The following is a 508-nucleotide window of genomic DNA, read 5'->3' as shown; positions in this document are numbered from 1 at the left end:
ATGCAGGCTGGGCAAACGTTACCGTGAAATATGGCGAAGAGAACTATCAACAGGCTGTTTCCTATCTGCATGATTCGCTGAAAGATTTATGTGATTTAGCAATTGCTCTGCAAAGCGGCGGCAGCATTACTGAGGCGAAAGTCCTGTTTTTAGACGAACCCGGCGAACTGACCTTACTGGTATCTGCAGCCGAACAAAGCAACGAAGCCGAAGTGAGGCTGATTTATTCAGACGACTGGTTTTTCAGTTTCAACTTCAATCGCAGTCCACAACAAACCTTATGGCACGGCAAAGTGGCCCGGTATGAATTGGCGGAAAACATCCGTCTGATTTTAGAAGATATTTATCTGAATATCGGCGAAAAAGAATATTTGGAAAGATGGGTAGAACATCCTTTTCCAAAAAAGGCTACCTGAAACTGAGCCGCCTTTAAGGAATAGATATGAACACTTGGTTAATCATCGGCGTCATCGTTTTTTCAACTCTGGTTTGCGGGTCGTTCCAAAAC

At 44.1% G+C, this 508-nt stretch carries 1 protein-coding gene; it reads left to right on the top strand.

Going from position 1 to position 508, the window contains the following annotated elements; translation table 11 throughout:
- On the top strand, positions 1-416 hold a 416-nt coding region (locus ACTHUR_RS18655; protein WP_440400259.1), incomplete at its 5' end, for a hypothetical protein.
- Positions 417-508: the final 92 nt, after the last annotated feature.

The sequence above is a fragment of the Neisseria sp. P0021.S007 genome (genome assembly GCF_051956855.1).
The sequence above is the reverse complement of the archived record's forward strand: the minus strand, read 5'-3'. Positions and strand labels throughout refer to the sequence as shown.